The sequence below is a fragment of the Limnoraphis robusta CS-951 genome (assembly GCF_000972705.2).
Genome location: NZ_LATL02000117.1, coordinates 1 through 10,576 on the forward strand (window position 1 = coordinate 1; position 10,576 = coordinate 10,576).

Genomic DNA, 10,576 nt, shown 5'->3' on the forward strand with positions numbered 1-10,576 from the left:
AACCTATATGATTTTACCATAAAAGTCGCCCTTAAGGGCGAGGCTTGTATCCCAATTTTTTGGTCAATAGGAACAAGCGACAAGTGATGGTTAATAACTGAAACTGGTAAGGGCAATTGATCAATTGGCCCTACTGGTCACTGATATAGCGGAACGTACAGCCCAAAAACCCGGTTTCTTTGACAAAAACCCCGTTTCTCAAAGAAGCCGGGTTTTTAATGGGCAATTGATCCAATTGCTTTTGTCAACCCGTGAAGGATTTTCAGCCGAATTTGATCACCCTGGTTATACAACCGAATGCCACTTTGCTTCTAGACTGGATGCAGAAGTCGTTTGAGGAGAGCTGCCATTGACTGACGAGAATAAATCAACTCTACCAACGATGTCGCGTAAAGAATTACGGGAGTTGGTGCGCTCACAACTGCAAGTCTTATTGGATCGCGGAGACTTGCAAGCCGCAAAAACTATTCTAGTCCCCGTACAACCTGCTGATATTGCTGAAGCGATCGAAGGTTTACCCGAAACCATGCAGGTGATTGCCTTTCGTCTATTATCCAAAGACGAAGCCATCGAAGTTTACGAACAACTTGACTCTAGCGTTCAGCAGTCTCTCTGCGAAAAATTCAAACGCCAGGAAGTCATCGACATCGTTGATAAAATGTCTCCTGATGATCGCGCCCGTCTGTTTGATGAACTCCCGGCTGCGGTTGTGCGTCGGCTAGTGTCTCAACTCAGCCCGACTGAACGCCAAGCCACAGCCTTACTACTGGGGTATGAAGCCGGAACTGCCGGACGGATTATGACCCCAGAATATATCTCGTTGAAAGAGCATTATACTGTTGGTCAAAGTCTGGAGCGAATTCGCAGTTTAGCTAATGTGACTGAAACGATTTATTCGCTCTATGTGACGGATTCTGATCGACAATTAATGGGAATTTTGTCATTACGGGATTTAGTCACTGCTCAACTGGATCAAACGATTGGGCAAATTCTCAACCGCGATTTAGTGTGTGTGCAGACGGATACCGATCAAGAAGAAGTGGCTCGGATTATCCAACGTTATGATTTTCTAGCGATTCCGGTGGTTGATAGTGAACAGAGGCTCGTCGGAATTATCACGGTTGATGATGTCCTCGATATCCTACAAGAAGAAACTACTGAAGATATCTATGCTTTGAGTGGGGTGCAATCTCAGGGGGATAATTACTTCCAAGCCAGTTTGTTGACTGTGGCTCGCCGACGGGTGGTTTGGTTATTAATTTTGCTGCTCACCAATAGCGTCACGGGTGCGATTCTGAAAATGCAACAAGATCTCCTTCAACAAGTTGTCGCCTTGTCCTTTTTCATTCCTCTTTTGACGGGAACGGGTGGAAATGTTGGCGCTCAGTCTTCTACAGTGGTGATTCGGGGGATGAATACCGATGAAATTCGGGCGATGGGGCCATTACAGGTGATTTGGCGAGAGGGTCTAGCGGGTGCTTTACTCGGAACAATTTTAGGGGTTTTAGCAACGATTTGGGCGACCTTGTTTATTGTTCAGGGTAATGTGTCTGTGGCTCTGTCTGTGGGGATTAGCTTAGTGGCGATTTCGATTTTAGCTTCTGTGGCGGGTTCTGCTTTGCCTTTTTTATTTCGCACTTTGGGGTTAGATCCGGCGTTAATGTCCGCACCGTTTATTACAACGGCGGTTGATGTTCTCGGTGTTCTGATTTACTTCAATTTAGCTCGATTGATTCTGCAACTCTAATGTTATGAAACTTAAAAGTGATCTCGAAATTCTGGAGTCAACTGTCAGCGATCGCGATCCTCGACCCTCTTGAGAGTCCAAAACTCAAAAAGTCAACCCTTGTGTGAAAAATCTCTAACTCAGGCACAGCTTGGGTTTGAGGATAACCTGTTTTCTGGTACTCCGTATTTTCACGGATTTTTTAATTTGACTGTTCCCTAAAAATCANTGTTATGAAACTTAAAAGTGATCTCGAAATTCTGGAGTCAACTGTCAGCGATCGCGATCCTCGACCCTCTTGAGAGTCCAAAACTCAAAAAGTCAACCCTTGTGTGAAAAATCTCTAACTCAGGCACAGCTTGGGTTTGAGGATAACCTGTTTTCTGGTACTCCGTATTTTCACGGATTTTTTAATTTGACTGTTCCCTAAAAATCAGTATAATCAACATTTTCAAAAGAGGGGAGTTCTGGATATTATGTTGTTGGTAGATGTGAAGCTCGTTTTCTCTCCCCGGCCCCATAAGTCGGGGTTTTGTTTTGTCTAGATGTGACATCCTCCCCGACCTGAAGGTACGGGGATTCCAAGAATCACTTCTTGGGCTTCCTCTTTCCACGACTCGACTTACTTGGAGGGATTTCTCCACCCACGCAGGGGTCGATGTCTCCAGAGGCGTTAGTTCCGACGTAATCCAATAATCACGATTTGGTCGNCCTGAAGGTACGGGGATTCCAAGAATCACTTCTTGGGCTTCCTCTTTCCACGACTCGACTTACTTGGAGGGATTTCTCCACCCACGCAGGGGTCGATGTCTCCAGAGGCGTTAGTTCCGACGTAATCCAATAATCACGATTTGGTCGCCTAGGTCGATTTGAGAATCAAAAACTTGGTAAAAAATCATTGTCTAGCCAAGTCAATTAATGATGCGGGTTGGTATCAATTCAGAAAATGGTTAGAGTATTTTGGGGTTAAGTTTGGCAAAATCACTGTTGCGGGTGTACTGCATCTCCTCAACCTCTGTAAAACATCGCAATTCAGCGTCTTTAACGATTGACGTTAGAACTATAGCAGAAGTCAGGAGACAGGAGACAGGAGACAGAATTGAAACCTTTATCATAAAAGGATTTGACATAAAAACAGTGTCCTAATCAACTCTTTCTCTGCTATATTTTATTGAGAAAAGCAATATCTTTGCATAAGTTCCGATGTGTAGGAGATAAGTTAGTTTGAGCGGATGTTGCAGTAGACTTCTGATTTCGCTCAGATTAAACATCTACCCAGGTTCTCAATTATGTTTTTCTCTAAATTTGTTAAAATAGCTACAGCGACTTTATTCTTCTCTAACCCTGTACTGCTAGAGTCTCTACAGACTTATCGGTTTCCGTTTATAGAATCAACGGCGCAAGCGCAAACGGTGTTAATCCCCTCTGAACAAATAGCAACAAAACAATGGCAAACACTGACCTCACGAGAGGCTAACTTTAGCGTTTTAATCCCTCCTGGAAACCCTCGACAAGAAACTCTTGAAGAATCATCGGGTCAATTTAAGTATCAAATTCAAAGATTTATGCTGTCCGATGAAAATGGAATTTATTACCTTGTTGCCTATACTGATAATCTTCCCTTTCTTCCCACCTCTTTAACTGCCGATGAAGCTGATATCTTTTATGATAGCTTCACTCAAGGTATACTCACTAATGATCCGCAAGCGAAAGTTCTCTCCAAACGTGAAATTACTTTAAAAGGTGTTATTGGTCAAGAAATCGAGATCGAAGCTTCTAACGGTTTATTACTAAAACTGCGCGTTTTTGTGGCGAATTCTCGGATTTATGTCCTCATGGCGGGAATAGATAGCCCTTCCCTTGCCAAATCACAAAATGTTGCCCAGTTTTTTAATTCATTTGATTTAGTGAATCATCAAGCTCCGGTTGTTACCAAAAAACAGACTAAAGTTGATTCTATCGAGCAATCTATACGCTTGAAGTGAGGGGAAACGTTCAGCAATTGAGTTATTTTTTAAATCTTTACCCCCTTGAGTTTTATCGGTAGCGATCGCAGAATGTTTCAGATTGGCGATCGCTTCAAGGGGTCGAGAAAAATGACTCGATCACTCATATTCATTAATCTGAATGTAGAATATTGATCATTCATCATGGATTAATATAGCAATCAGAAATGATTTGTGAGAAATCTAAAAGCTGATAAAAAGTCTGTAACGACTTTCCAAGATTGCCTCTTGCCTCTTGCCTTTTGCCTTTTGCCTCTTGCCTTTTGCCTTTTGCCTTTTGCAAGAAGATATGACACACAACTCAGAACGGACTGCTATATTTTGCATAAGTTCAACATCCCTGAGAATAGGTGATAGGGAGGCAAACAAATTTGAGGAAAAGGCAGATGTTCACCCCNTTTTGCCTCTTGCCTTTTGCCTTTTGCCTTTTGCAAGAAGATATGACACACAACTCAGAACGGACTGCTATATTTTGCATAAGTTCAACATCCCTGAGAATAGGTGATAGGGAGGCAAACAAATTTGAGGAAAAGGCAGATGTTCACCCCCGCTCAACTGATGCTCAAAGGACTGGCGGTTTGCTGTGGAGTCGTCAGTTTATGGGTTGTTCCTGGAACCGTTATCGCTCAGGAGTCTACTACTCATCCCGTTTTGTTGGCAGTCTCTCCTGAATATGAAGCAGCAAGACAAAAAGCAATTCAAGCAGGAGAACAAATTGATGCGGGGAACTGGGAAGCAGCGATAACCCTCCTCGAACAAGCGCTCCCTGTTATTCGGAAAACTTTCGGTTCAGAACACCCTGGTTTTCAAGGTCTAGAATATTACCTAAAAGGCGCTAAACTGGCTCAAGCAGGGAATATTGAAGACGCAAAAGCTGCGTTTGAGCAAGGGAAAAATCTCTTGAATAAAGTCAGAGAACAAGCAGAAAAAAATCAAACAACATCCTCTCAACAGTCTCCTGGACTCGAAGAAGCAAACCGACTCAACCAACAAGCTATCCAACTCTATGAACAAGGTAGGTACGACGAAGCCATACCCCTCGCAAAGCGTGTTCTGGAGATGTATCAGAAGCTACTGGGTGATGAACATCCTTATGTTGCCGCCAGCCTCAACGGTTTGGCATTACTCTACCACTCTCAAGGACGCTACAGCGAAGCCGAACCCCTGTTGATACAAGCATTGGAGATGACACGGAAGCTACTGGGTGATGAACATCCCGATATTGCACAAAGCCTCAACAATTTGGCAGCACTCTACGAGTCTCAAGGACGCTACAGCCAAGCCGAACCCCTGTATAAACAAGCATTGGAGATGAGACAGAAGCTACTGGGTGAGGAACATCCCCACGTCGCCGCCACCCTCAACAATTTGGCAGCACTTTACGAGTCTCAAGGACGCTACAGCGAAGCCGAACCCCTGTTCATACGAGCATTGGAGATGAGACGGAAGCTACTGGGTGATGAACATCCCGATATTGCACTCAGTCTCAACAATTTGGCAGCACTTTACGAGTCTCAAGGACGCTACAACGAAGCCGAACCCCTGTACAAACAAGCCTTGGAGATGTTACAGAAGNTCAACAATTTGGCAGCACTTTACGAGTCTCAAGGACGCTACAACGAAGCCGAACCCCTGTACAAACAAGCCTTGGAGATGTTACAGAAGTTATTGGGAACAGAACATCCCGATGTTGCACAAAGCCTCAACAATTTGGCAGCACTCTACTGGTCTCAAGGACGCTACAGCCAAGCCGAACCCTTGTACAGACAAGCATTGGAGATGAGACAGAAGTTATTGGGAACAGACCATCCCGATGTTGCACAAAGCCTGAACAATTTGGCAAGACTCTACGACTCTCAGGGACGCTACAGCGAAGCCGAACCCCTGTTGATACAAGCATTGGAGATGTTTCAGAAGCTACTGGGCGATGAACATCCCCTTGTTGCCACCAGCCTGAACAATTTGGCAGCACTCTACAAGTCTCAAGGACGCTACAACGAAGCCGAACCCCTGTTGATACGAGCATTGGAGATGTTTCAGAAGCTACAGGGTGAGGTTCATCCCGATGTCGCACAAAGCCTCAACAATTTGGCATTACTCTACGGTTCTCAAGGACGCTACAGCCAAGCCGAACCCCTGTTGATACAAGCACTGGAGATGTTTCAGAAGTTATTGGGAACAGACCATCCCGATGTTGCACAAAGCCTGAACAATTTGGCAGGACTCTACAAATCTCAAGGACGCTACAGCCAAGCCGAACCCCTGTACAAACAAGCATTGGAGATGAGACAGAAGTTATTGGGAACAGAACATCCCGACGTTGCTTCCAGCCTCAACAATTTGGCAGGACTCTACTCCTCTCAAGGACGCTACAGCCAAGCCGAACCCCTGTTGATACAAGCATTGGAGATGAGACAGAAGTTATTGGGAACAGAACATCCCGATGTTGCGGCTAGCCTGAACAATTTGGCAGGACTCTACTGGTCTCAAGGACGCTACAGCCAAGCCGAACCCCTGTTGATACAAGCATTGGAGATGTATCAGAAGCTACTGGGTGATGAACATCCCGATGTNGGACGCTACAGCCAAGCCGAACCCCTGTTGATACAAGCATTGGAGATGTATCAGAAGCTACTGGGTGATGAACATCCCGATGTCGCCAATAGCCTCAACAATTTGGCAGAACTCTACTCCTCTCAAGGACGCTACAGCGAAGCCGAAACCCTGTTAATACAAGCAACGGAGATGTTTCAGAAGCTGCTCGGTGAGGTTCATCCCGATGTCGCACTCAGCCTCAACAATTTGGCAAGACTCTACACCTCTCAAGGCGATACAACTGGGGCGATTAACTTTCTCAGTCGAGGACTAGAAGTAGAAGAACAAAACCTGAATGTTCTCCTCGCGACGGGTTCAGAACGTCAGAAACAAGACTCAATGACAAAGGTTTTAGGAACAACTTATTATGCAGTTTCTCTGCATCTCAAAGATGCCCCCAATAACACCGAAGCGGCGCGTTTAGCCCTAACAACGATTCTACGCCGCAAAGCTCGAATTCTAGATGTGATGACCAATGATTTACAACTTTTGCGAGAAAATATTACCCCTGAAAATCAACAACTCCTCAGTCAATTTGAAGCGGTGCAAAGCCAACGGGCAAATTTACTTTATAATCCCCCACAGGATTTACCCCCTGAACAATTCCGTCAGCTAATGAATGGTTTAGCCGCAGAAGCCGAAAAACTGGAAGCCGAACTATCTCTCCGCAGTGCCGAATTCCGGGTGGAAACTCAAGCTGTTGAGATAGAAAATATAAAACAATTCATTCCTGAAGATGGGGTTTTAGTGGAGTTGATTTTGTATGCACCTTTTGATGCAAAAGCGAATACAAATCGTTGGGGTGAATTGCGTTATGCGGCTTATATTCTTGCTGCGGATGGTCAGGTGAATTGGGTTGATTTAGGGGAGGCTGAACCGATTGACAAAAAAGTGAGGTTGTTTCGTCGAGATTTGAGGGAAAAGTCCGCCAGTGTGAAACATTCAGCCCGTGAATTAGATGAAGTGGTGATGCGACCGATTCGAGAAATGTTGGGCGATAAAACTCATATTTTAATCTCTCCCGATGGTCAATTGAATCTAATTCCGTTTGCGGCGTTGGTGGATGAAAATAATGAATATTTAGTGAGAAATTATTTGTTTACTTATCTCTCGACTGGACGGGATTTATTAAGATTACAATTAAATGCGCCGAGCCGTCAAGACCCGGTGATGTTAGCCAACCCCAATTATGACGAACCGGGTGATGTTACAGGGGTTCAACTGGCTTCTAATCCCCCTTTCCCTGTGGGAGAGGGGTTAGGGGAGAGGTCAAACTCTTTCCCTGTGGGAGAGGGGTTAGGGAGAGGTGGAGAGTCGGGGATGAGGTCAAACCAACGGTCTACAGATTTAGCGACCCTGACGTTTAGCCCCCTAGAAGGCACCCAACTGGAAGCGGACACCATCCTACCCCTGATTCCCAATTTACAACTGTTCACGGGTTCACAGGCGACGGAAAACCTGCTGTATAAACTGCAAGCGCCCCAGATTCTTCATCTTGCCACTCACGGTTTCTTTTTGGAAGATATTGACTGTATTCCCACCACTGGAACTCGCAGTACACCCGACGCCACTATTATTTTTATTCCTCACCCCGATTTTCTACCCGACTGTAAACCAACTCCCCGCAACACAGAAAACCCCCTATTGCGTTCCGGGTTGGCGTTGGCGGGGTTTAATGTTCGTCAAAGCGGTGAGGAGGATGGGGTATTAACGGCGTCGGAAGTGACGAGACTGAGGCTTTATGGGACGAAATTGGTGGTGTTATCGGCTTGTGAAACGGGGTTGGGTTCCCTTGCAAATGGTGAGGGGGTTTATGGGTTGCGTCGGGCGTTTGTGAAGTCGGGGGCGGAGAGTCAATTAATGAGTTTATGGCAGGTGGATGATTATGGCACCAGTGAGTTGATTTCGTTGTATTATCAACGCATCAAAAGGGGGGAAGGGCGTTCTATTGCCATGCGTCAAATTCAGTTAGATTTGTTAGAAGAACCTTTGTATGAACATCCTTTTTATTGGGCGTCTTTTATTTTTACTGGGGATTGGCGATCGATGGAACGTTTTTAGTTAATTAATATTCTATCAGTTATTGGGTTTCATGGTTAAACTCAACCGAAAAAATTAATAACTATTAAATTGGTTGTTGGGTTTCATACTTCAACACAACCGAAAAAATTAATAACTATTAAATTGGTTGTTGGGTTTCATACTTCAACCCAACCGAAAAAACTGGCGATTGGCGATCAATGGAGGGTTTTTAGTTAATTAATATTCTATCAGTTGTTGGGTTTTATTCTTCAACCCAACCTACTGCTACTCCATCTGCTAAAGTTTGTTCCCATTCCTGCCTTTCAGCAAGTTCTTCTTGCCACAATGTCTCGTTCTCTCTCAAAGCAGTAAACGCTTGATTAGCTTCCATATTCAGATTATTAAAAGATTAATTGGCATCGGAACATCTAAAATTGCATAAGTTCCGTCGCCTCAGAATATGTCAGAACAGATAGGATAAGTTTGGAGGTTATTTTATACTATCATGGGTTCTACGCTGCGATATTGGTGTTGGGTGAGGTTGGACGGAGGCGGTAAACGTCAGGTGGAAGAAATTTCATCTGCTAAAGCTTTCTTTCAACAACAGTTTCCTGAATGGATAGATAAACAGGATGTTCCAGACGCCGCTATTCAACGAAAATTAGTGGGTTTTATAGGTTCAGACAGTCAACTTCAAGCCCAATTGTGTTTGCGGTGTTTTATTTCTCACCAAATCGACCAAACTTGTTTAGAATTGGCGAGACGGTTTGGAGAAAAGGGCGGTTTTAATCAAATAGATTTGCTTCCATTTGTTCTCGATGATGTTAAATTGCTTCAGCGTTTCCACTTGCAACTTAATACACAATATGAATCCCTCGCCGACAAAATTCTCCAAACCTTTAACCCAGAAAAAGGTCAACTTAGCACTTGGACTGCAAGACTGGTGAGATCTCATGGGGAATTGCAGAAGTTTCTGGAGGAATGCGGAATTTATCTAGAAAGTGACTGGTCACTTCTCAATAATTACTATCCTCAACAGTTAGAACGGTTACTAACTGAATTCTACAATTATAACTCAACTCCAGCTCAAAAAGCAAGGGAAATTTTAGACAGTTATCAAACGGTTTATTTGAGCGATCGCTTACAACAAAACCGCTCCCGTTCTCGTTCTCGCTGTCAACCTCCAACGCCCGAACAGTTAAACAGAATTATCGCCGATTTAGAGGAAAAGGGAATCACAGGTTTTACTTCTGATGACCTATTAGAAGAGTTAGAATCTCTTGCCGAATTAATTAGGCGATCGCGTCACCCTCAAAAAGAAGAAATTCAAGATAATATACCTTTATCTACTAACGATGAAACCGAGAGAGAAATGGAGGAATGTTTGCAACGTTATCGTCAATTACTTATTACTCAACTTGACCCGGCAATTGTACAAGTTTTGCAAGAGCGTTTGAGTTACTTTAAAAAGCGCAAACCCCCAAAAGATAAAACCTTTATTCAAGGGTTACAGTTATATTGTCAGGGTCAAAGCATGAGTGAAATTGCCAGAAAAATCGGGTTAAAACGACAAGATAATGTGACTCGTTTGTTGCAGCTAAAAACGCTGCGAGAAGATATCCAACAACGGTTACTCAGTACCTTGAAAGACCAAGTTATTCAACTCGCCCGTTACTATAATAATCTCGTTAAATTGGAACGTCTAGAACAGGCTTTAGCCGCAGAAATTGACCGAATGATGGAAGAAGCCCAACGAGATACGATGACTCCCAATTGTTCCCGCGATAGCTTATTTTTTCGCCGTCTCTGTCGTCATCTTGAGTTTTGAAGTTCAACCTATCAACTTATAATTGGAAACAACAGCCATGAAAAACACAATGATGGAATCTAACTCCTTAAATTTCGGAAAATTGTTCGCAGAAGATAGTATTTCGCTAACCTTAGAACAAGTTAATTTAGCAGCAGAAATGAGCAAAAAATTAGCAACTCGTCCCCGCCAACAATGGCAAGTTTATCTGAATATTCTTGCTAAATTAGGAATGGTTGAATGGTTGCGACTACGCGCCCCCGAGTTTACAATAGAGCATGATCTTCAGCTATCTAGTCTATCTGTTAATCAGGTTAAAGTTGGCAACTTCAGACTGAATTTAATTGTTACCGATAGTTCGACGAATTCTGAAGTTTGTGTTCCCCGAGTTCTCTTAGAAAACGAGATAAACGCCTCTCA

6 protein-coding genes and 3 pseudogenes are annotated in these 10,576 nt (G+C 43.9%); 8 read left to right on the forward strand and 1 reads right to left on the reverse strand.

What is annotated here, in order from left to right; translation table 11 throughout:
* The first annotated feature begins 382 nt into the window (after nucleotides 1-382).
* The 6 genes and pseudogenes from mgtE to WN50_RS36025 form a co-directional block, all read left to right on the forward strand.
* Entirely contained in the window at nucleotides 383-1,747 is a 1,365-nt protein-coding gene (mgtE, locus tag WN50_RS10375; protein ID WP_407659657.1) for a magnesium transporter, read from the forward strand.
* Between the two features lie 845 nt (nucleotides 1,748-2,592).
* Nucleotides 2,593-2,718 (forward strand): annotated as a pseudogene (locus WN50_RS35265) (RNA-guided endonuclease TnpB family protein); the annotation flags it as partial.
* A 297-nt stretch (nucleotides 2,719-3,015) separates the two neighbouring features.
* Nucleotides 3,016-3,711: a hypothetical protein gene (locus WN50_RS10380; protein ID WP_046281618.1), complete on the forward strand. Its 696-nt coding sequence runs from the start codon at nucleotides 3,016-3,018 to the stop codon at nucleotides 3,709-3,711.
* A gap of 558 nt (nucleotides 3,712-4,269) precedes the next feature.
* The coding region (locus WN50_RS36015) for a tetratricopeptide repeat protein (RefSeq protein WP_235440906.1) at nucleotides 4,270-5,307 on the forward strand (1,038 nt) is incomplete at its 3' end.
* Between the two features lies 1 nt (nucleotide 5,308).
* Nucleotides 5,309-6,305: pseudogene (locus WN50_RS36020) on the forward strand (tetratricopeptide repeat protein); the annotation flags it as partial.
* Nucleotide 6,306: 1 nt separating this feature from the next.
* Nucleotides 6,307-8,388 (forward strand): annotated as a pseudogene (locus WN50_RS36025) (CHAT domain-containing protein); the annotation flags it as partial.
* A 223-nt stretch (nucleotides 8,389-8,611) separates the two neighbouring features.
* Here WN50_RS36025 and WN50_RS36895 read toward each other — a convergent pair.
* On the reverse strand, nucleotides 8,612-8,740 hold the full coding sequence (locus WN50_RS36895; RefSeq protein ID WP_281062877.1) for a hypothetical protein: 129 nt from the start codon (nucleotides 8,738-8,740) through the stop codon (nucleotides 8,612-8,614).
* Between the two features lie 114 nt (nucleotides 8,741-8,854).
* Here WN50_RS36895 and WN50_RS10390 point away from each other — a divergent pair, with 114 nt between their 5' ends.
* Together WN50_RS10390 and WN50_RS10395 are read left to right on the forward strand one after the other, a co-directional pair.
* On the forward strand, nucleotides 8,855-10,177 hold the full coding sequence (locus tag WN50_RS10390; RefSeq protein ID WP_046278536.1) for a hypothetical protein: 1,323 nt from the start codon (nucleotides 8,855-8,857) through the stop codon (nucleotides 10,175-10,177).
* 37 nt (nucleotides 10,178-10,214) lie between these two features.
* The coding region (locus tag WN50_RS10395; protein WP_152964766.1) for a DUF1822 family protein at nucleotides 10,215-10,576 on the forward strand (362 nt) is incomplete at its 3' end.

What these genes read in the sequence shown, in the direction of transcription:
- mgtE (WP_407659657.1), top strand. Translation starts at nt 383, where the DNA reads ATGTCGCGTAAAGAATTACGGGAGTTGGTGCGCTCACAACTGCAAGTC.
- WN50_RS10380 (WP_046281618.1), top strand. Translation starts at nt 3,016, where the DNA reads ATGTTTTTCTCTAAATTTGTTAAAATAGCTACAGCGACTTTATTCTTC.
- WN50_RS36895 (WP_281062877.1), bottom strand. Translation starts at nt 8,740, where the DNA reads ATGGAAGCTAATCAAGCGTTTACTGCTTTGAGAGAGAACGAGACATTG.
- WN50_RS10390 (WP_046278536.1), top strand. Translation starts at nt 8,855, where the DNA reads ATGGGTTCTACGCTGCGATATTGGTGTTGGGTGAGGTTGGACGGAGGC.